This is a genomic window from Clostridioides sp. LIBA-7678 (genome assembly GCF_056716065.1).
Genome location: NZ_CP196987.1, coordinates 118,591 through 137,924 on the forward strand (window position 1 = coordinate 118,591; position 19,334 = coordinate 137,924).

The following is a 19,334-nucleotide window of genomic DNA, read 5'->3' on the forward strand; positions in this document are numbered from 1 at the left end:
ATATGAGAATAATATTACTTGGACCTCCAGGTGCTGGTAAAGGTACTCAGGCGGCAGGAATAGTAGAAAAATACAATATACCTCATATATCAACAGGAGATATATTCAGAAAGAATATAAAAGAGGGAACAGAACTTGGAAAAAAAGCTAAAGAATACATGGACCAAGGTTTATTAGTACCAGATGAGTTAACTGTAGGTTTAGTTACTGATAGAATATCTCAAGAAGACTGTAAAAATGGATTTATGTTAGATGGATTTCCAAGAAATGTAGCACAAGGAGAACACTTAGATGTATTCTTAAAAAATACTGGTATAGAACTAGATAAAGTTGTTAATATTGAAGTTGACAAGAGCATACTAGTATCTAGAGCAGTTGGTAGAAGAATATGTAAGTCTTGTGGAGCTACTTACCATGTTGAGTTTAATCCTCCTAAAGTAGAAGGTGTATGTGATGTATGCCAAGGAGAATTATATCAAAGAGCTGATGATAATGAAGAAACTGTATCTAAGAGAATACAAGTTTATCTAGATGAAACAAAACCTTTAGTAGACTATTATGGCAAGCAAGGTATAATAGCAGATATAAAAGGTGACCAAGCAATAGATAAAGTATTTGAAGATATTGTCTCAGCTTTAGGAAGTGGAAAATAAATGATTATCTTGAAATCAAAAAAAGAAATAGAACTTCTAAGAGAAGCTGGAAAAATTGTTGCTGATACTCATGAAGTTTTAAGAAAAGCTATTTCTCCGGGAATATCTACTTTAGAATTAGATAAAATAGCTGAAGAGAATATAAGAAAATATAATGCAGAACCTTCTTTTAAAGGATATGGAGGTTTTCCAGGAAGTATATGTGCTTCTATCAATAGAGAAGTAGTACATGGGATTCCAGGAGAAACCATATTAAAAGAAGGAGACATTATAAGCTTAGATATAGGAGCCTATTATAAAGGATATCATGGTGATTCTGCGAAAACTCACGGAGTAGGCATGATATCTGAAGAAGATAGGAAATTGATAGAAGTAACTAGAGAAAGCTTCTATGAAGGAATAAAATTTGCTAAATTAGGATATAGACTTTCAGATATCTCACACGCAGTACAAACACACGTTGAGAAACATGGTTTCTCAGTAGTTAGAGATTTAGTGGGTCATGGAGTTGGAGCAAATCTTCATGAAGATCCACAAGTACCTAATTATGGACTCCCAGGAAAAGGACCAAGACTTAGAGAAGGAATGGTTATTGCTATAGAGCCAATGGTTAATGCAGGTCGTTATCATGTAAAGACTCTATCAGATGGGTGGACGACTGTTACAATAGATGGAAAAAAATCAGCTCATTATGAGCATACGATAGCAATTACTGAACATGAACCTTTGATATTGACAAAGTTGTAATTTAAAAAGTAGGTGAAAAAAGTGCTATCAGATAATTTAAGTATAGGTCAAGTTGTTAAAGTTTCATTAGGACGAGACAAAGGAAATTTATTTTTCGTAGTCAAAATAGTTAATAATGAATATGTATTAATAGCTGATGGAAAGAAAAGAAAACTTGACAAACCTAAGTTAAAGAAAGTGAAGCACTTAAAAAAATATAATTTTATTAATGATGAAGTTAGAAAAAGAGTAGTATCTGGACAAGAAATTACAGATTCTTTTTTAAGAGCTGAACTTACTAAGTTAAATTAGATAATTTAACTTATTGAAATGGAGGGCTGGTTAGTTAATGGCCAAAAAAGATGTTATAGAATTAGAAGGTACAGTTTCAGAAGCTTTACCTAATGCTATGTTCAAAGTTAAACTAGAAAATGGACATGAGATATTATGCCACATTTCTGGAAAGCTAAGAATGAACTTCATAAGAATTCTTGAAGGTGATAAGGTGAATGTTGAACTTTCTCCATATGACCTTACAAGAGGAAGAATTACTTGGCGTAAGAAGTAGACTATATTAATATTTAGTCTAAGGAGGGATTAATAATGAAGGTTAGACCATCAGTAAAACCAATATGTGAAAAATGTAAAGTAATAAAAAGAAAAGGAAAAGTAATGGTTATCTGTGAAAATCCAAAGCATAAGCAAAAGCAAGGATAAGAAATTATTACTAGTATTTTGTTAAAATTTATAGTATAATACTATATTGTGATGTTAACAAAAGAACGTTAAAATCGTTGAACAATCTGGCGTAGGATTGGTATATGATACGAAGTTTTAAACACTAAAAACTATGTGTAGGAGGTGCGATCATGGCAAGAATAGCTGGGGTAGATTTACCTAGAGAAAAAAGAGCGGAGATAGGCTTAACTTATATATATGGTATAGGTAAAGCAACTGCTAACGAAATATTAGCTAAGGCTGAGATAAATCCAGATACTAGAATAAAAGATTTATCAGAAGATCAAGTTAATGATTTAAGAAAAGTTATAGATGACGATTTCTTAGTTGAAGGTGACTTAAGAAGAGAAATTGCTTTAAACATAAAGAGATTAAGAGATATAAAATGTTATAGAGGAATAAGACACGCTAAAGGTCTTCCATTAAGAGGACAAAGAACTAAGACTAATGCTAGAACTAGAAAAGGTCCTAGAAAAACAGTATCTCGTAAAAAGAAAAAATAAATAAATAATAATTAGATGAAGGAGGGAAAAGGAAAATGGCTAAACCAAAAAAGAAAGTTACACGTATTAGAAGAAGAGAACGTAAAAATATAGAACGTGGTCATGCTCATATACAATCAACTTTCAATAATACAATAATAACTTTAACTGACGTTCATGGAAATGCTATATCTTGGGCAAGTTCTGGACAATTAGGATTCAAAGGATCAAGAAAATCAACTCCATTTGCATCTCAAATGGCTGCTGAAACAGCTGCAAAAGCTGCGATGGAACACGGACTAAAAAGTGTTGAGGTATTCGTAAAGGGGCCAGGTTCAGGAAGAGAAGCTGCAATAAGAGCTTTACAAGCAACTGGACTAGAAGTAACTATGATAAAAGACGTTACTCCAATCCCACATAACGGATGCAGACCACCAAAGAGAAGAAGAGTGTAATTAAGAAGAGTACAAATAGGAGGTGTAGATAAATGGCAAGATATACAGGTGCATCATGTAGACAATGCCGTAGAGAGGGAATGAAATTATTCCTTAAAGGTGATAGATGTTATACAGATAAATGTGCTATAGTAAAAAGAAACTATGCTCCAGGTCAACATGGCCAAGGGAGAAAGAAAGTTTCTAACTATGGATTACAATTAAGAGAAAAACAAAAAGTTAAAAGAATATATGGAGTTTTAGAAACTCAATTTAGAAACTTATATGAACGTGCTGAAAATATGCCTGGTAAAGCAGGTGAAAACTTATTAAGTTTATTAGAGAGAAGATTAGATAATGTAGTTTACAGAATGGGACTAGCATCTTCTAGAAAAGAAGCTAGACAATTAGTAGCTCATGGTCATTTCACTTTAAATGGAAATAAAGTAGACATACCTTCATTAGTAGTTAAAGTTGGGGATGTTATAGAAGTTAAAGAGAAATCAAGATCTTCTGCAAAATTCAAAAATTTAGTAGAAGTTAACTCAAGAATAGCTCCTAAATGGTTAGAAGCTAATGTAGAAGGAATGACAGCAAAAGTAGTTGGTGTTCCAACAAGAGAAGATATAGACCTTGAGATAGCTGAACACTTAATCATAGAACTTTACTCTAAATAATAAGCACACTTTTAAAAATTATTTTAAAATTTTGTTTACCCTCAGTGGATTACTGAATTTTAAGGAGGGTTTTGTCCATGATAGAAATAGAAAAGCCAAAAGTAGATATAGTTGAGCTTAGCGAAGACTATAGATATGGTAAGTTTGTTATAGAACCTCTAGAAAGAGGATATGGAATAACTATAGGTAACGCATTAAGAAGAATATTATTATCATCATTACCAGGTGTAGCAGTAAATGCTATAAAAATAGATGGAGTTCTTCATGAATTCTCTACAATACCTGGTGTTAAAGAAGATGTTACTGAGATAATATTAACTTTAAAAGAGCTTTCAGCAACTATAGATGGTGAAGGAAGTAGAACACTTAAAATAGAGGCTCAAGGACCATGCTCTATCACAGGTGCAGATATAATCTGTCCTCCAGATGTTGAAATATTAAGTAAAGATTTAGCAATAGCTACATTAGATGATAATGCTAAACTTAATATGGAGATATTTGTAGATAAAGGTAGAGGATATGTTTCTGCTGAAGAAAATAAAACAGAGAATGTTCCAATAGGTGTTTTACCTGTGGATTCAATATATACTCCTGTTGAGAAAGTTAGTTATCATGTGGAAAACACAAGAGTTGGTCAAAAAACAGATTATGATAAATTAGTGCTAGAAGTATGGACTAATGGTAGTATAAATCCTCAAGAGGGTATATCATTAGCTGCGAAAGTATTAGTTGAGCATTTAAATCTATTTATAGACTTAACTGAACATGTAAGTAGTGTTGAAATCATGGTAGAAAAAGAAGAAGATCAAAAAGAAAAAGTTCTTGAAATGACTATAGAAGAATTAGATTTATCAGTTAGATCATATAACTGTTTAAAGAGAGCGGGAATTAATACAGTTGAAGAATTAGCTAATAAATCTGAGGATGATATGATGAAGGTTAGAAACCTAGGTAAGAAGTCATTAGAAGAGGTAATACAAAAACTAGAGGAACTTGGACTAGGATTAAAACCAAGTGAAGAATAGCGAGCAAAGGAGGGATAAGAATGGCTAAGTACCGTAAATTAGGACGTGAAACAGCTCACAGAAACCTTATGTTAAGAAACTTAGTAACTTGCTTACTAAGAAGTGGAAGAATAGAAACTACAGTGACTAGAGCGAAAGAAACTCGTAGAATGGCTGAAAAGATGATAACTCTTGCTAAAAGAGGAGATCTTCATGCTAGAAGACAAGTTTTAGCTTATGTTATGGATGAAACAGTAGTTAATAACTTATTCACAGATTTAGCTCCAAAATATGCTGAGAGAAATGGTGGATACACTAGAATAATAAAAATAGGGCCAAGAAAAGGCGATGCTGCTGAAATGGCTTTTATAGAATTAGTATAGTAAGGAAAGGATTAGGCTTGATGGCTTAATCTTTTTTTTATTTTTTTGACTCAGGTGTGATATAATAATGTGTAAAATGATTTTTATAAGTTATTGCTTACTAAAAGGAGTATGAATTAATGGATAATATAGTAAAGGTAAATAATATTTCGTTTGAGTATATTACAGATGAAGCAAAACTTAAAGCAATAGATAATTTAAGCCTAGATGTTAAAAAAGGAGAATTTGTTGCGATAATAGGACATAATGGTTCTGGTAAGTCTACTTTATCTAAAAACTTAAATGCAATTCTTATGCCTACTGAGGGAAACATTCTTATTGATGGAATGGATACTAAGGAGGAAGAACGATTATGGGATATAAGACAAACTGCAGGCATGGTATTTCAAAACCCAGATAATCAAATAGTTGCTACAATAGTAGAAGAAGATGTTGCGTTTGGACCTGAAAACTTAGGTGTAGAGCCTAAAGAAATAAGGCGTATTGTAGAGGAATCTTTAAAGAGTGTAGGTATGTATGATTTAAGAGGTAGACAACCACACTTGTTATCAGGTGGTCAAAAACAAAGAGTTGCAATAGCAGGAATTATTGCTATGAGGCCTAAATGTATAATATTTGATGAAGCAACAGCAATGTTAGACCCATCTGGAAGAAAAGAAGTTATGAAAACAATAAAAAGACTTAATAAAGAAGAAAATATAACTGTTATACATATAACACACTTTATGGAAGAAGCAGTAGAGGCAGATAGAGTTGTGGTTATGGAAAAAGGGAAAAAAATCTTAGAGGGAACTCCTAGAGAAGTATTCAGTGAAATAAAGATGCTAAAGGAAATCGGTTTAGATGTACCTTGTATGACAGAATTATCTAGTTTATTAATAGAAGAAGGAATGAATATTAGTAGTGATATATTAACTGTGGATGAGATGGTGATGGAATTATGTCAATTATAGTAAAGAATTTAACACACATATATAATGAAGGGATGCCTTTTGCAAGTAAGGCACTTGATGATGTTTCTTTTGAGATTAAAGATAGAGATTTTGTTGGTCTCATAGGTCATACAGGTTCAGGAAAATCTACATTAATACAACATTTAAATGGATTATTAAAGCCTTCCTCAGGAGAAATATTTATAAATGATTTTAATATAACAGATAAAAACTTGAATTTAACTGAGATTAGAAAAAGGGTAGGTGTTGTATTTCAATATCCAGAATACCAATTGTTTGAAGAAACGATTGATAAAGACATAGCCTTTGGACCTGCTAATTTAGGCTTAGAGGAGTCTGAGATACATAATAGGGTAAAAGCATCAATGGAAGCTGTAGGACTTGATTATGAGGAATTTAAGGACAAATCTCCTTTTGAATTATCTGGTGGTCAAAAGCGTAGGGTAGCAATTGCTGGAGTTATAGCTATGAACCCAGAAGTTCTTATACTGGATGAACCTACTGCTGGTCTTGATCCTGGAGGAAGAGATGAAATTTTTAATTTAATAAAGGATTTACATGAAAAAAACAATATGACTATAATACTGTCATCTCATAGTATGGATGATATGGCAAAACTAGCAAAGACTTTAATTGTTATGAATCATGGTAGAATAGAATTTATGGGAACTCCTAGAGAAGTATTTAAATCAAATGCTAGTAAATTGAAAGAGATAGGATTAGATATTCCACAAGTTTTAGAGCTTGCATTGAAATTGAGACAAAAAGGATTTAACATCAGAGAAGATATATTGACTTTAGAGGAAGCAAAACAAGAAATATTAAAAGTTGTGAGAGGACGAGGATTATGTTAAAAGATATAACTATAGGGCAATACTACCCAACAAGTTCTGCTATTCATAAATTAGATCCAAGGATAAAACTTGTAGCAACAATTGTATTTATGGTGTCTATATTTGTAGTAAATAAATTTTGGCCTTATATAGTAGTTTTATTATGTTTATTAGGTATGATAAAGTTAGCTAATATACCAGTTAAGTATATTATTAAAGGTGTAAAGCCTCTTAAATGGATTATTTTATTTACATTTCTTATAAATATTTTTTTCTTGCCAGGTGATGAAATATGGTCATTTGGATTTTTAGCAATAACAAAACAAGGTCTAAGACAAGCAATTTTTATGGCAATAAGACTTATATTTTTAGTGGTTGGGACATCTTTACTTACTCTAACTACTTCTCCAATAGAATTAACAGATGGTATAGAAAGATTGCTTAACCCATTTAAAAAAATTGGTTTACCAGTACATGAGCTTGCAATGATGATGACAATTGCTTTACGTTTTATTCCTACATTATTGGATGAAACAGATAAAATAATGAAAGCTCAAATGTCTAGAGGAGCAGATTTTGAAAGTAAAAACCTTATAAATAGAGCTAAGAACTTAGTGCCTCTTTTGGTGCCATTATTTGTGAGTGCGTTTAGAAGAGCTGATGAATTAGCTATGGCCATGGAAGCTAGATGTTATAGAGGTGGACACAATAGAACTAAAATGAGAGAGTCTGTCATAGCAAAGGGAGACTATATAGCATGTGTATTCCAAGTTGTTTATTTAGGCGTGATTATAGCTACTAGATTTATAGTAATTTAATAGAAACATAGATATAAACGAGGTAAAGTATGAGAAATATAAAAATTACAATCCAATATAATGGCAGTAATTATTGTGGATGGCAAAAACAACCTGATTCTTTAGGAATACAGGGTACAATAGAAAAGGCTATATATGATATAACAAGGGAAGAAGTTAAACTCATAGGGTCAGGTAGAACTGATTCAGGAGTTCATGCTATTGGTCAAATTGCAAATTTTAAAATTAATTCAGACATAAATGTAGAAAGTATACCAATGGCTTTAAATGCTAAACTACCAAAGGATATATCAATTATAAAAGCATGTGAAGTTAAGGAAGATTTCCATTCAAGGTATAGTGCAAAAGGTAAAACATATAAATATTTAATATATAATAGCAAGTTTAGAAATCCGATACTTAGTGATATATCGTATCAAGTAAAATATGAACTTGATTTTGATAAAATGTGTTTAGAGTCAAAGAGTATTTTAGGAACACATGACTTTAAAGGTTTTATGAGTACTGGTTCATCTGTAAAAGATACAATTAGAACTATATATGATATTGATATCAATAGAAATGATGACTTAATTGTCATAGAAATTAGTGGAAATGGATTTTTATATAATATGGTAAGAATTATTGTTGGAACACTTATTGATATAGGTCGTGGTAGGATTAATGAGTCATTTTTAGATATAATAGAATCTAAAACTAGGTCAAAATGTGGACATACAGCTCCAGCACAAGGATTATTTCTTAAAAAAGTTCATTATTAACTTGACACACCAGGCTACATGTATTAAAATATATGAGAATGTGTTAATAAGTCCACTTGCCCCGGACTTGACATAAACGGTAAAAAAATTTTATGAGAAATAGTTAAGGAGGGACAGTTATGAAAAGTTATATAGCTAAGCCAGCTGATGTACAAAGAAAATGGTACTTAGTTGACGCTGAAGGTAAAACACTAGGTCGTTTAGCAACAGAAATAGCGACAGTATTGAGAGGTAAACATAAACCAACATTTACTCCTCACGTTGATGGTGGAGATTTTGTTGTTGTAGTAAATGCAGGAAAGATAGTTTTAAGTGGTAAAAAATTAGATCAAAAATATTACAGATACCATACTGGTTATGTAGGTGGATTAAAAGAAATATCTTACAGAGATATGATGGATAAGAAACCAGAAGAAGTTATAGCACATGCTGTAAGTGGTATGTTACCTAAGAACAAATTAAGAAGCAGAATGATGACTAGATTAAGAGTATTCGCAGGTGCTGAACACACTCATGCAGCTCAAAATCCAGAAGTTTTAAACTTTAAGTAAGATTAATAGGTGAAAGGAGGAGTTTATAATGGCTAACGTTCAATATTATGGAACTGGAAGAAGAAAAAGTTCTGTTGCTAGAGTAAGACTAGTTGCAGGTGAAGGAAATATATTAGTAAATGGAAGAGCATTAGAAAATTATTTTAACTATGAAACACTAATAAGAGATGTTAAACAACCATTAGTTTTAACTGGAAATGAAAATAAATATGATGTTATAGTAAAAGTTGAAGGTGGAGGATTCACTGGACAAGCTGGAGCTATAAGACATGGTATATCTAGAGCTTTATTAAAAGCTGATTTAGATTTAAGACCTGCTTTAAAGAAAGAAGGTTTTTTAACTAGAGATGCAAGAATGAAGGAAAGAAAGAAATACGGATTAAAAGCAGCAAGAAGAGCTCCACAATTCTCAAAAAGATAATTACTTATTTTTTTGGAAAAACAAAATACTTTATATATTTTTATTTAAAAAGTATTTGTATGTTAAAAATGTTGGGTTTGAATTAAGAGTGATATACAATAAAATAATAAGATATTTTATTAGGATGTTTTTCTGTAGGGAAAGCATCCTTTTTTATTTATATAATGGAAAGACTATGCATTAGATTTATTTAATGCAATAGCATTATTAACAAAAGTAGTTTATATATTAATAATTAAAAATTTTATATACTATAATAACATAGTCTATGAATATACATTAGTATAATTCGTAGACTATGTTATTATAAATTATATGATTTGTTGTCAAAATAATAGTTATTCAATAGTAGATAAGAGTATTAAATTAAAGAGGTTAATAATATATAATATTGTAAAGCACATATATCGATATTGATAAATCAATATAATAAATGGAAATTGATAATTAGAAAAGGAGAATTTAAATGTTTGTACTAATATTTGGAATATTATAGTGTTTTTATAAGTATACATATACAGGGTGATGTTGTGAGAAAGTACATAAAACATATAATTTTTAGTTTTGTTATGGTGTGCCTAGTAATAGTGTCAATATTTGAAGTGAAAAATATATCTGAAGATGTTATTAAGTATATGCCAGTAACAAATAAAACAATAATTTTAGACGCTGGTCATGGGGGTATTGACCCAGGTGCGTTAAATAAGGATAAGAGCACATCTGAAAAGGATATTAACTTAGCTATAACACTTAAGCTTAGAGAGCTTATAGAATCAAGTGGAGGTCTTGTAATATTGACTAGAGAAGATGATAGTAGTCTTTACAAAGAGGGAAATAATAAAACAACAAGACAAAAGTATAATGAAAATTTGAAAAATAGGAAAGAAATGATATCCAATTCTAATGCTAACATGTTCGTCTCCATACATCTCAATGCATTTGAACAATCAAAATACTATGGAGCTCAAACTTTTTATCCTAAAGACAAACAAGATAGTAAAGAGCTATCAAAGTGTATTCAAGAAGAACTTAAAAGAGTAGTAGATAAAACAAATAATAGAGAAGTCAAGCCTAGAGATGATATATATCTTTTAAAAGAGAACAATATTCCATCAGTACTAATAGAGTGTGGTTTTTTATCGAATGAAAAAGAATGTAAACTTTTGACTGATGAAACATATCAAGAGAAGATAGCATGGGCGATATACATAGGAATACAAAAATATCTAAGTTAAAGTTACTATATAAATAAGTCTGAATATGTAAATAGCTTGTATTAAAGCAGTTAAAATGCATTAATATAGGCTATTTTTGTTTTGACAAAAAAATATTTAAAATAAAAGTTAAAAAAGCGTTGACTTGAAATCATATAGATGGTATTATATATGAGTGCCCAAAAGGAGCACAAAAATACGACAAAAGAACTTTGAAAATTAAACAGTAGGTTAATTTATAAACAAGAAACAAACCATAAAGCCAGATATTTTGATAACAATAGTATCTGAGCCTGATAAACTTTTATTTGAGAGTTTGATCCTGGCTCAGGATGAACGCTGGCGGCGTGCCTAACACATGCAAGTTGAGCGATTTACTTCGGTAAAGAGCGGCGGACGGGTGAGTAACGCGTGGGTAACCTACCCTGTACACACGGATAACATACCGAAAGGTATGCTAATACGGGATAACATATTTGAGAGGCATCTCTTAAATATCAAAGGTGAGCCAGTACAGGATGGACCCGCGTCTGATTAGCTAGTTGGTAAGGTAATGGCTTACCAAGGCAACGATCAGTAGCCGACCTGAGAGGGTGATCGGCCACATTGGAACTGAGACACGGTCCAAACTCCTACGGGAGGCAGCAGTGGGGAATATTGCACAATGGGCGAAAGCCTGATGCAGCAACGCCGCGTGAGTGATGAAGGCCTTCGGGTCGTAAAACTCTGTCCTCAAGGAAGATAATGACGGTACTTGAGGAGGAAGCCCCGGCTAACTACGTGCCAGCAGCCGCGGTAATACGTAGGGGGCTAGCGTTATCCGGATTTACTGGGCGTAAAGGGTGCGTAGGCGGTCTTTCAAGTCAGGAGTGAAAGGCTACGGCTCAACCGTAGTAAGCTCTTGAAACTGGGAGACTTGAGTGCAGGAGAGGAGAGTGGAATTCCTAGTGTAGCGGTGAAATGCGTAGATATTAGGAGGAACACCAGTTGCGAAGGCGGCTCTCTGGACTGTAACTGACGCTGAGGCACGAAAGCGTGGGGAGCAAACAGGATTAGATACCCTGGTAGTCCACGCTGTAAACGATGAGTACTAGGTGTCGGGGGTTACCCCCCTCGGTGCCGCAGCTAACGCATTAAGTACTCCGCCTGGGAAGTACGCTCGCAAGAGTGAAACTCAAAGGAATTGACGGGGACCCGCACAAGTAGCGGAGCATGTGGTTTAATTCGAAGCAACGCGAAGAACCTTACCTAAGCTTGACATCCCAATGACATCTCCTTAATCGGAGAGTTCCCTTCGGGGACATTGGTGACAGGTGGTGCATGGTTGTCGTCAGCTCGTGTCGTGAGATGTTGGGTTAAGTCCCGCAACGAGCGCAACCCTTGTCTTTAGTTGCCATCATTAAGTTGGGCACTCTAGAGAGACTGCCAGGGATAACCTGGAGGAAGGTGGGGATGACGTCAAATCATCATGCCCCTTATGCTTAGGGCTACACACGTGCTACAATGGGTAGTACAGAGGGTTGCCAAGCCGTAAGGTGGAGCTAATCCCTTAAAGCTACTCTCAGTTCGGATTGTAGGCTGAAACTCGCCTACATGAAGCTGGAGTTACTAGTAATCGCAGATCAGAATGCTGCGGTGAATGCGTTCCCGGGTCTTGTACACACCGCCCGTCACACCACGGGAGTTGGAGACGCCCGAAGCCGATTATCTAACCTTTTGGAAGAAGTCGTCGAAGGTGGAATCAATAACTGGGGTGAAGTCGTAACAAGGTAGCCGTATCGGAAGGTGCGGCTGGATCACCTCCTTTCTAAGGAGAATTGCCTACTGTTTAATTTTGAAAGTTCTTTATGAACTTCATATTTGGGGGTGTAGCTCAGTTGGGAGAGCACTTGCCTTGCAAGCAAGGGGTCAGGAGTTCGACTCTCCTCATCTCCACCATTTAAGAGCATATTACTTAAATCTTTGATTTATCTAGTAGACTCTTACATTGCACTTTAAGCTTATTTTTATACAAGCTTGTGCGTTAGCACTTTAAGCAACAGAATAAACTGAACGAATGTGAAGTTTGTTTGTTGGCGTTGTGCGTTAGCACTTTGAAAACTGCATATATATTTAGTGATATGACATCTAATTTGTAATATATAAAGCTGATAACTTTTAAAAATTATCAAGTTGATAGACTTTAATCTATCAAACCTTTTTAACTGGTCAAGTTATTAAGGGTGCAGGGCGGATGCCTTGGCACTAGGAGCCGATGAAGGACGTGATAAGCTGCGATAAGCTTCGGGGAGTTGCACGTAAACTTTGATCCGAAGATTTCCGAATGAGGAAACTCACTTAGAGTAATGTCTAAGTATCATTAAGTGAATACATAGCTTAATGAGGGGAACTCAGGGAACTGAAACATCTAAGTACCTGAAGGAAGAGAAAGAAATTCGATTCCGTAAGTAGCGGCGAGCGAACGCGGAAGAGCCCAAACCAATAAAGTTTTCTTTATTGGGGTTGCGGACATATCATAACGAAGAGGTATCGTAATTGAAGAGGTTTGGAAAGACCCACCACAGAAGGTAATAGTCCTGTATGTTAAACGAGAAGACTTTAGATATGATCCAGAGTACCACGGGACACGTGAAACCCTGTGGGAAGCAGGAGGGACCACCCTCCAAGGCTAAATACTACCTAGTGACCGATAGCGTATAGTACCGTGAGGGAAAGGTGAAAAGAACCCCGGGAGGGGAGTGAAATAGAACCTGAAACCCTGCACTTACAAGCTGTGGAAGCACATTTCTTGTGTGACCGCGTACTTTTTGTAGAACGGGCCAACGAGTTACGTTAAGTAGCAAGGTTAAGCACTTAAGGTGTGGAGCCGTAGCGAAAGCGAGTTTTAACTGAGCGTTCAGTTACTTGACGTAGACCCGAAACCGGGCGACCTACCCATGAGCAGGATGAAGCGAAAGTAAAATTTCGTGGAGGTCCGAACCCACGAGCGTTGAAAAGCTCGGGGATGACTTGTGGGTAGCGGTGAAATTCCAATCGAGCCCGGAGATAGCTGGTTCTCCCCGAAATAGCTTTAGGGCTAGCCTCAAGGTGAGAGATACGGAGGTAGAGCACTGAATGTCCTAGGGGGTATTGCACCTACCGAAGACTATCAAACTCCGAATGCCGTCATCTTATACTTGGGAGTCAGACTGTGGGTGATAAGATTCATAGTCGAAAGGGCAACAGCCCAGATCGTCAGCTAAGGTCCCTAAATGTAAGTTAAGTGGTAAAGGATGTGGGATTGCACAGACAACCAGGATGTTGGCTTAGAAGCAGCCACTCATTCAAAGAGTGCGTAATAGCTCACTGGTCGAGTGATCCTGCGCCGAAGATTTCCGGGGCTAAAACTTACTACCGAAGCTACGGCATCATTATGATGGGTAGGGGAGCTTCCCATACGGGTTGAAGCATGACCGTAAGGACATGTGGACAGTATGGGAGTGAGAATGTTGGCATGAGTAGCGAGATGTGGGTGAGAATCCCACAGGCCGTAAACCCAAGGTTTCCAGGGGAAGGTTCGTCCGCCCTGGGTTAGTCGGGACCTAAGCTGAGGCCGAAAGGCGTAGGTGATGGACAACAGGTTGATATTCCTGTACTACCGATAACCGTTTGAGAGATGGGATGACACAGTAGGATAAGCTAAGCACACTGTTGGTTATGTGTGCCCAAGCATTGAGGCAGTCAGAGTAGGTAAATCCGCTTTGATAATGCTGGGATGTGATGGGGAGCGAAATTTAGTAGCGAAGTAGCTGATTTCACACTGTCAAGAAAAGTCTCTATCGAGGTTAAAGGTACCCGTACCGCAAACCGACACAGGTGGGTGAGGAGAGTATCCTAAGGCCCGCGAGAGAACTGTTGTTAAGGAACTCGGCAAAATGACCCCGTAACTTAGGGATAAGGGGTGCCACCATCCGGTGGCCGCAGAGAATAGGCCCAAGCGACTGTTTACCAAAAACATAGGTTTCTGCTAAGTCGCAAGACGATGTATAGGAGCTGACGCCTGCCCGGTGCTGGAAGGTTAAGGGGATCTGTTAGAGCAATCGAAGCAGTGAACTTAAGCCCCAGTAAACGGCGGCCGTAACTATAACGGTCCTAAGGTAGCGAAATTCCTTGTCGGGTAAGTTCCGACCCGCACGAAAGGCGTAACGATTTGGGCACTGTCTCAACAACAGACTCGGTGAAATTGTAATTCCGGTGAAGATGCCGGATACCTGCGACAGGACGGAAAGACCCCATGGAGCTTTACTGTAGCTTGACATTGGGTCTTGGTACTACATGTACAGGATAGGTGGGAGGCTTTGAAACCAGGACGCCAGTTTTGGCGGAGCCATCCTTGGGATACCACCCTTGTAGTACTGGGACTCTAACCATAGGCCATGAATCTGGTCTTGGGACACTGTCAGGTGGGCAGTTTGACTGGGGCGGTCGCCTCCCAAAAGGTAACGGAGGCGCTCAAAGGTTCTCTCAGTACGGTCGGAAATCGTACGTAGAGTGTAAAGGCAAAAGAGAGCTTGATTGCAAGACATACAGGTCGAGCAAGGATGAAAATCGGACTTAGTGATCCGGTGGTTCTGCGTGGAAGGGCCATCGCTCAACGGATAAAAGCTACCCTGGGGATAACAGGCTTATCTCCCCCAAGAGTCCACATCGACGGGGAGGTTTGGCACCTCGATGTCGGCTCATCACATCCTGGGGCTGTAGTAGGTCCCAAGGGTTGGGCTGTTCGCCCATTAAAGTGGTACGCGAGCTGGGTTCAGAACGTCGTGAGACAGTTCGGTCCCTATCCGTCGCAGGCGTAGGAAATTTGAGAAGACCTGTCCTTAGTACGAGAGGACCGGGATGGACGTACCTCTGGTGTACCAGTTGTTCTGCCAAGGGCATGGCTGGGTAGCTATGTACGGAATGGATAAGCGCTGAAAGCATCTAAGCGCGAAGCCAACTTCAAGATAAGATTTCCCACCGCAAGGGTAAGACCCCAGAAAGACTATCTGGTTGATAGGTCGAAGGTGTAAGTGCAGCAATGTATTTAGCTTATCGATACTAATAGGTCGAGGACTTGACCAAATTATTTGATGTTCATTCAATAAAATATATGTGTAGTTTTTAGAGTGTTAACTCTGAAAAAAAATTAAAAAAAGTATTGACAAAAATAACAAAAAATGTTAATATTATACTTGTCCTAGCAACAAGAAAAAATGTGGTTATAATAGCAGAGAAGATACACCTGTTCCCATTCCGAACACAGAAGTTAAGTTCTCTAGCGCTGATGGTACTTGGTGGGAAACTGCCTGGGAGAGTAGGACATAGCCACGTTGGATATTCCAAGGTAGCTCAACGGTGGAGCAACCGGCTGTTAACCGGTAGGCTGTGGGTTCGAGCCCCACCCTTGGAGCCAATATGGCTCGTTGGTCAAGAGGTTAAGACACCGCCCTTTCACGGCGGTAACAGGGGTTCAATTCCCCTACGAGTCACCATTTGTGGGATCATAGCTCAGCTGGGAGAGCACCTGCCTTACAAGCAGGGGGTCACAGGTTCGAGCCCTGTTGGTCCCACCATTTGCGGCCTGGTAGTTCAGTTGGTTAGAATGCCAGCCTGTCACGCTGGAGGTCGAGGGTTCGAACCCCTTCCAGGTCGCCAAAACAAAAAAATGCTGGTGTGGCTCAACGGTAGAGCAGCTGACTTGTAATCAGCAGGTTGTAGGTTCGATTCCTATCACCAGCTCCATGTAAAACTAATACGGAGGATTTCCCGAGCGGCCAAAGGGGGCAGACTGTAAATCTGTTGTCATCGACTTCGGTGGTTCGAATCCACCATCCTCCACCAATTAAATATGCGGGTGTAGCTCAATGGTAGAGTTCTGGCCTTCCAAGCCAGCTGTGAGGGTTCGATCCCCTTCACCCGCTCCAAAGAAAGCGTGGGTGCATAGCTCAGCTGGATAGAGCAACGCCCTTCTAAGGCGTGTGTCCGGGGTTCGAATCCCTGTGCGCTCACCACATATATATTGGGGATTAGCCAAGTCGGTAAGGCACATGACTTTGACTCATGTATGCGTAGGTTCGAGTCCTGCATCCCCAGCCAAATAAAATATGGTCTATTAGCTCAGTCGGTAGAGCACCTGACTTTTAATCAGGGTGTCCCGCGTTCGAGTCGCGGATAGATCACCAATGGAGAGGTGTCCGAGTGGTTTAAGGAGCTGGTCTTGAAAACCAGTGACTTCGAAAGGGGCCGTGGGTTCGAATCCCACCCTCTCCGCCAAGTAAATAAATAGGACTTAAATTTGGAGAAGTACTCAAGTGGCTCAAGAGGATCCCCTGCTAAGGGATTAGGCTGGGTAACCGGTGCGAGGGTTCGAATCCCTCCTTCTCCGCCATTTAAAAACGAGGTGTAGCGCAGTTTGGTAGCGCACATGGTTTGGGACCATGGGGCCGGGGGTTCGAGTCCCTTCACCTCGACCAACTTGGACCTTTAGCTCAGTTGGTTAGAGCGCCCGGCTCATAACCGGTAGGTCTGGGGTTCGAGTCCCTGAAGGTCCATTATTCTTCATAGGGGTGTAGCTCAGTTGGTAGAGCGTCGGTCTCCAAAACCGTGCGCCGGGGGTTCGAGTCCCTCCACCCCTGCCAAATTAAAAAGGACTTGAAAAAAAATAGATTTTAGAGTAGTATAAAATAGTAAATGAAATTTCGAGGTGTAGCGCAGTTTGGTAGCGCACATGGTTTGGGACCATGGGGCCGGGGGTTCGAGTCCCTTCACCTCGACCAAGAAAAGGGCCTATAGCTCAGGTGGTTAGAGCGCACGCCTGATAAGCGTGAGGTCGCTGGTTCGAGTCCAGCTAGGCCCACCATTTGCCCAGATAGCTCAGTCGGTAGAGCAGGGGACTGAAAATCCCCGTGTCGGTGGTTCGATTCCGCCTCTGGGCACCAGAAATACGGCGGTATAGCTTAGTTGGCTAGAGCGTTCGGTTCATACCCGAAAGGTCATAGGTTCGACTCCTATTACCGCTACCATCTAACTATATCAATAAAGAACTTTGAAAATTAAACAGTAGGTTAATTTATAAACAAGAAACAAACCATAAAGCCAGATATTTTGATAACAATAGTATCTGAGCCTGATAAACTTTTATTTGAGAGTTTGATCCTGGCTCAGGATGAACGCTGGCGGCGTGCCTAACACATGCAAGTTGAGCGATTTACTTCGGTAAAGAGCGGCGGACGGGTGAGTAACGCGTGGGTAACCTACCCTGTACACACGGATAACATACCGAAAGGTATGCTAATACGGGATAACATATTTGAGAGGCATCTCTTAAATATCAAAGGTGAGCCAGTACAGGATGGACCCGCGTCTGATTAGCTAGTTGGTAAGGTAACGGCTTACCAAGGCGACGATCAGTAGCCGACCTGAGAGGGTGATCGGCCACATTGGAACTGAGACACGGTCCAAACTCCTACGGGAGGCAGCAGTGGGGAATATTGCACAATGGGCGAAAGCCTGATGCAGCAACGCCGCGTGAGTGATGAAGGCCTTCGGGTCGTAAAACTCTGTCCTCAAGGAAGATAATGACGGTACTTGAGGAGGAAGCCCCGGCTAACTACGTGCCAGCAGCCGCGGTAATACGTAGGGGGCTAGCGTTATCCGGATTTACTGGGCGTAAAGGGTGCGTAGGCGGTCTTTCAAGTCAGGAGTGAAAGGCTACGGCTCAACCGTAGTAAGCTCTTGAAACTGGGAGACTTGAGTGCAGGAGAGGAGAGTGGAATTCCTAGTGTAGCGGTGAAATGCGTAGATATTAGGAGGAACACCAGTTGCGAAGGCGGCTCTCTGGACTGTAACTGACGCTGAGGCACGAAAGCGTGGGGAGCAAACAGGATTAGATACCCTGGTAGTCCACGCTGTAAACGATGAGTACTAGGTGTCGGGGGTTACCCCCCTCGGTGCCGCAGCTAACGCATTAAGTACTCCGCCTGGGAAGTACGCTCGCAAGAGTGAAACTCAAAGGAATTGACGGGGACCCGCACAAGTAGCGGAGCATGTGGTTTAATTCGAAGCAACGCGAAGAACCTTACCTAAGCTTGACATCCCAATGACATCTCCTTAATCGGAGAGTTCCCTTCGGGGACATTGGTGACAGGTGGTGCATGGTTGTCGTCAGCTCGTGTCGTGAGATGTTGGGTTAAGTCCCGCAACGAGCGCAACCCTTGTCTTTAGTTGCCATCATCAAGTTGGGCACTCTAGAGAGACTGCCAGGGATAACCTGGAGGAAGGTGGGGATGACGTCAAATCATCATGCCCCTTATGCTTAGGGCTACACACGTGCTACAATGGGTAGTACAGAGGGTTGCCAAGCCGTAAGGTGGAGCTAATCCCTTAAAGCTACTCTCAGTTCGGATTGTAGGCTGAAACTCGCCTACATGAAGCTGGAGTTACTAGTAATCGCAGATCAGAATGCTGCGGTGAATGCGTTCCCGGGTCTTGTACACACCGCCCGTCACACCACGGGAGTTGGAGACGCCCGAAGCCGATTATCTAACCTTTTGGAAGAAGTCGTCGAAGGTGGAATCAATAACTGGGGTGAAGTCGTAACAAGGTAGCCGTATCGGAAGGTGCGGCTGGATCACCTCCTTTCTAAGGAGAATTGCCTACTGTTTAA

The 19,334-nt window shown here is 39.0% G+C and carries 17 protein-coding genes, 20 tRNA genes and 4 rRNA genes; all 41 read left to right on the forward strand.

The features are described 5' to 3' along the window. Nucleotides 1–2 precede the first annotated feature (2 nt). The 41 genes from ACTG46_RS00780 (at nt 3) to ACTG46_RS00980 (ending at nt 19,309) form a co-directional block, all read left to right on the forward strand. On the forward strand, nt 3–653 hold the full coding sequence (locus ACTG46_RS00780; protein ID WP_054268685.1) for an adenylate kinase: 651 nt from the start codon (nt 3–5) through the stop codon (nt 651–653). Next, on the forward strand, nt 654–1,400 hold the full coding sequence (gene map, locus ACTG46_RS00785; protein ID WP_021382516.1) for a type I methionyl aminopeptidase: 747 nt from the start codon (nt 654–656) through the stop codon (nt 1,398–1,400). A 21-nt stretch (nt 1,401–1,421) separates the two neighbouring features. Continuing rightward, complete coding sequence (locus tag ACTG46_RS00790) at nt 1,422–1,691, forward strand: KOW domain-containing RNA-binding protein (RefSeq protein WP_021382520.1); 270 nt, start codon at nt 1,422–1,424, stop codon at nt 1,689–1,691. Between the two features lie 37 nt (nt 1,692–1,728). Next, nucleotides 1,729–1,947, forward strand: coding sequence for a translation initiation factor IF-1 (gene infA / locus ACTG46_RS00795; RefSeq protein WP_003421127.1), 219 nt, complete (start codon nt 1,729–1,731; stop codon nt 1,945–1,947). 35 nt (nt 1,948–1,982) lie between these two features. After that, nucleotides 1,983–2,096 (forward strand): 50S ribosomal protein L36, encoded by a 114-nt coding sequence (rpmJ, locus tag ACTG46_RS00800; RefSeq protein WP_002509257.1) that lies wholly within the window; start codon nt 1,983–1,985, stop codon nt 2,094–2,096. 152 nt (nt 2,097–2,248) lie between these two features. After that, the gene (rpsM, locus tag ACTG46_RS00805; protein WP_021382517.1) at nt 2,249–2,620 is read left to right on the forward strand and encodes a 30S ribosomal protein S13; all 372 of its coding nucleotides are present in this window, start codon (nt 2,249–2,251) and stop codon (nt 2,618–2,620) included. A 35-nt stretch (nt 2,621–2,655) separates the two neighbouring features. Then, a complete protein-coding gene (gene rpsK / locus ACTG46_RS00810; protein ID WP_003421122.1) occupies nt 2,656–3,054 on the forward strand; it encodes a 30S ribosomal protein S11 in 399 nt (132 codons plus the stop codon). Nucleotides 3,055–3,086: 32 nt separating this feature from the next. Further along, on the forward strand, nt 3,087–3,710 hold the full coding sequence (gene rpsD, locus ACTG46_RS00815; RefSeq protein ID WP_021382518.1) for a 30S ribosomal protein S4: 624 nt from the start codon (nt 3,087–3,089) through the stop codon (nt 3,708–3,710). Nucleotides 3,711–3,787: 77 nt separating this feature from the next. Beyond that, entirely contained in the window at nt 3,788–4,735 is a 948-nt protein-coding gene (locus ACTG46_RS00820; protein WP_003427733.1) for a DNA-directed RNA polymerase subunit alpha, read from the forward strand. Nucleotides 4,736–4,755: 20 nt separating this feature from the next. Further along, nucleotides 4,756–5,097 carry a 50S ribosomal protein L17 gene (gene rplQ / locus ACTG46_RS00825; protein WP_003421117.1) on the forward strand — a complete coding sequence of 114 codons (342 nt, stop codon included), beginning with the start codon at nt 4,756–4,758 and terminating at the stop codon, nt 5,095–5,097. A gap of 119 nt (nt 5,098–5,216) precedes the next feature. Further along, nucleotides 5,217–6,050, forward strand: a complete 834-nt coding sequence (locus ACTG46_RS00830) for an energy-coupling factor transporter ATPase (RefSeq protein ID WP_054268686.1) — start codon at nt 5,217–5,219, stop codon at nt 6,048–6,050. Beyond that, nucleotides 6,038–6,904, forward strand: a complete 867-nt coding sequence (locus tag ACTG46_RS00835; RefSeq protein ID WP_054275570.1) for an energy-coupling factor transporter ATPase — start codon at nt 6,038–6,040, stop codon at nt 6,902–6,904. Before ACTG46_RS00830 ends, ACTG46_RS00835 begins: the two co-directional genes overlap by 13 nt. After that, nucleotides 6,898–7,701 carry an energy-coupling factor transporter transmembrane component T family protein gene (locus ACTG46_RS00840; RefSeq protein WP_054275571.1) on the forward strand — a complete coding sequence of 268 codons (804 nt, stop codon included), beginning with the start codon at nt 6,898–6,900 and terminating at the stop codon, nt 7,699–7,701. Before ACTG46_RS00835 ends, ACTG46_RS00840 begins: the two co-directional genes overlap by 7 nt. 29 nt (nt 7,702–7,730) lie before the next feature. Further along, a complete protein-coding gene (gene truA, locus ACTG46_RS00845) occupies nt 7,731–8,462 on the forward strand; it encodes a tRNA pseudouridine(38-40) synthase TruA (RefSeq protein WP_479923432.1) in 732 nt (243 codons plus the stop codon). Nucleotides 8,463–8,581: 119 nt separating this feature from the next. Further along, a complete protein-coding gene (gene rplM / locus ACTG46_RS00850; protein WP_021382526.1) occupies nt 8,582–9,013 on the forward strand; it encodes a 50S ribosomal protein L13 in 432 nt (143 codons plus the stop codon). Between the two features lie 28 nt (nt 9,014–9,041). Continuing rightward, nucleotides 9,042–9,434, forward strand: coding sequence for a 30S ribosomal protein S9 (gene rpsI, locus ACTG46_RS00855; RefSeq protein ID WP_003421105.1), 393 nt, complete (start codon nt 9,042–9,044; stop codon nt 9,432–9,434). A gap of 530 nt (nt 9,435–9,964) precedes the next feature. Then, complete coding sequence (gene cwlD, locus ACTG46_RS00860; protein ID WP_074179374.1) at nt 9,965–10,669, forward strand: N-acetylmuramoyl-L-alanine amidase CwlD; 705 nt, start codon at nt 9,965–9,967, stop codon at nt 10,667–10,669. Between the two features lie 283 nt (nt 10,670–10,952). Beyond that, nucleotides 10,953–12,455 (forward strand): 16S ribosomal RNA (locus ACTG46_RS00865). Between the two features lie 55 nt (nt 12,456–12,510). Continuing rightward, nucleotides 12,511–12,586, forward strand: a tRNA-Ala gene (locus tag ACTG46_RS00870). A 268-nt stretch (nt 12,587–12,854) separates the two neighbouring features. Beyond that, nucleotides 12,855–15,751, forward strand: a 23S ribosomal RNA gene (locus ACTG46_RS00875). A 132-nt stretch (nt 15,752–15,883) separates the two neighbouring features. Continuing rightward, nucleotides 15,884–16,000 (forward strand): 5S ribosomal RNA (rrf, locus tag ACTG46_RS00880). A gap of 7 nt (nt 16,001–16,007) precedes the next feature. Beyond that, nucleotides 16,008–16,082 (forward strand) — tRNA-Asn (locus ACTG46_RS00885). A gap of 4 nt (nt 16,083–16,086) precedes the next feature. Further along, nucleotides 16,087–16,161, forward strand: a tRNA-Glu gene (locus ACTG46_RS00890). A 5-nt stretch (nt 16,162–16,166) separates the two neighbouring features. Further along, nucleotides 16,167–16,242 (forward strand) — tRNA-Val (locus ACTG46_RS00895). Nucleotides 16,243–16,247: 5 nt separating this feature from the next. Beyond that, nucleotides 16,248–16,324: transfer RNA gene (locus ACTG46_RS00900), tRNA-Asp, on the forward strand. Nucleotides 16,325–16,336: 12 nt separating this feature from the next. Beyond that, nucleotides 16,337–16,411, forward strand: a tRNA-Thr gene (locus ACTG46_RS00905). A gap of 14 nt (nt 16,412–16,425) precedes the next feature. Continuing rightward, nucleotides 16,426–16,510: transfer RNA gene (locus ACTG46_RS00910), tRNA-Tyr, on the forward strand. A 9-nt stretch (nt 16,511–16,519) separates the two neighbouring features. Beyond that, nucleotides 16,520–16,593: transfer RNA gene (locus tag ACTG46_RS00915), tRNA-Gly, on the forward strand. 10 nt (nt 16,594–16,603) lie between these two features. Then, nucleotides 16,604–16,680 (forward strand) — tRNA-Arg (locus ACTG46_RS00920). A gap of 9 nt (nt 16,681–16,689) precedes the next feature. Next, nucleotides 16,690–16,765: transfer RNA gene (locus tag ACTG46_RS00925), tRNA-Gln, on the forward strand. Nucleotides 16,766–16,775: 10 nt separating this feature from the next. Next, nucleotides 16,776–16,851: transfer RNA gene (locus ACTG46_RS00930), tRNA-Lys, on the forward strand. A gap of 2 nt (nt 16,852–16,853) precedes the next feature. Further along, a tRNA-Ser gene (locus ACTG46_RS00935) sits at nt 16,854–16,942 on the forward strand. 24 nt (nt 16,943–16,966) lie between these two features. After that, a tRNA-Ser gene (locus ACTG46_RS00940) sits at nt 16,967–17,057 on the forward strand. 8 nt (nt 17,058–17,065) lie between these two features. Then, nucleotides 17,066–17,142: transfer RNA gene (locus ACTG46_RS00945), tRNA-Pro, on the forward strand. Nucleotides 17,143–17,146: 4 nt separating this feature from the next. Continuing rightward, nucleotides 17,147–17,220: transfer RNA gene (locus ACTG46_RS00950), tRNA-Ile, on the forward strand. 11 nt (nt 17,221–17,231) lie between these two features. Then, nucleotides 17,232–17,307 (forward strand) — tRNA-Trp (locus ACTG46_RS00955). 61 nt (nt 17,308–17,368) lie between these two features. Beyond that, nucleotides 17,369–17,445: transfer RNA gene (locus ACTG46_RS00960), tRNA-Pro, on the forward strand. Nucleotides 17,446–17,451: 6 nt separating this feature from the next. Then, nucleotides 17,452–17,528 (forward strand) — tRNA-Ile (locus ACTG46_RS00965). 3 nt (nt 17,529–17,531) lie between these two features. Beyond that, nucleotides 17,532–17,607 (forward strand) — tRNA-Phe (locus ACTG46_RS00970). Nucleotides 17,608–17,614: 7 nt separating this feature from the next. After that, a tRNA-Met gene (locus tag ACTG46_RS00975) sits at nt 17,615–17,691 on the forward strand. 115 nt (nt 17,692–17,806) lie between these two features. Further along, nucleotides 17,807–19,309: ribosomal RNA gene (locus ACTG46_RS00980) — 16S ribosomal RNA — on the forward strand. Together the 16S, 23S and 5S rRNA genes with 20 tRNA genes alongside form the textbook arrangement of a ribosomal RNA operon. The last annotated feature ends 25 nt before the right edge of the window (nt 19,310–19,334 follow it).

What these genes read in the sequence shown, in the direction of transcription:
- rpsD (WP_021382518.1), top strand. Translation starts at nt 3,087, where the DNA reads ATGGCAAGATATACAGGTGCATCATGTAGACAATGCCGTAGAGAGGGA.
- infA (WP_003421127.1), top strand. Translation starts at nt 1,729, where the DNA reads ATGGCCAAAAAAGATGTTATAGAATTAGAAGGTACAGTTTCAGAAGCT.
- truA (WP_479923432.1), top strand. Translation starts at nt 7,731, where the DNA reads ATGAGAAATATAAAAATTACAATCCAATATAATGGCAGTAATTATTGT.
- ACTG46_RS00835 (WP_054275570.1), top strand. Translation starts at nt 6,038, where the DNA reads ATGTCAATTATAGTAAAGAATTTAACACACATATATAATGAAGGGATG.
- rpsK (WP_003421122.1), top strand. Translation starts at nt 2,656, where the DNA reads ATGGCTAAACCAAAAAAGAAAGTTACACGTATTAGAAGAAGAGAACGT.
- rplM (WP_021382526.1), top strand. Translation starts at nt 8,582, where the DNA reads ATGAAAAGTTATATAGCTAAGCCAGCTGATGTACAAAGAAAATGGTAC.
- rpsI (WP_003421105.1), top strand. Translation starts at nt 9,042, where the DNA reads ATGGCTAACGTTCAATATTATGGAACTGGAAGAAGAAAAAGTTCTGTT.
- ACTG46_RS00820 (WP_003427733.1), top strand. Translation starts at nt 3,788, where the DNA reads ATGATAGAAATAGAAAAGCCAAAAGTAGATATAGTTGAGCTTAGCGAA.
- rpmJ (WP_002509257.1), top strand. Translation starts at nt 1,983, where the DNA reads ATGAAGGTTAGACCATCAGTAAAACCAATATGTGAAAAATGTAAAGTA.
- ACTG46_RS00780 (WP_054268685.1), top strand. Translation starts at nt 3, where the DNA reads ATGAGAATAATATTACTTGGACCTCCAGGTGCTGGTAAAGGTACTCAG.
- ACTG46_RS00840 (WP_054275571.1), top strand. Translation starts at nt 6,898, where the DNA reads ATGTTAAAAGATATAACTATAGGGCAATACTACCCAACAAGTTCTGCT.
- map (WP_021382516.1), top strand. Translation starts at nt 654, where the DNA reads ATGATTATCTTGAAATCAAAAAAAGAAATAGAACTTCTAAGAGAAGCT.
- ACTG46_RS00830 (WP_054268686.1), top strand. Translation starts at nt 5,217, where the DNA reads ATGGATAATATAGTAAAGGTAAATAATATTTCGTTTGAGTATATTACA.
- rpsM (WP_021382517.1), top strand. Translation starts at nt 2,249, where the DNA reads ATGGCAAGAATAGCTGGGGTAGATTTACCTAGAGAAAAAAGAGCGGAG.
- rplQ (WP_003421117.1), top strand. Translation starts at nt 4,756, where the DNA reads ATGGCTAAGTACCGTAAATTAGGACGTGAAACAGCTCACAGAAACCTT.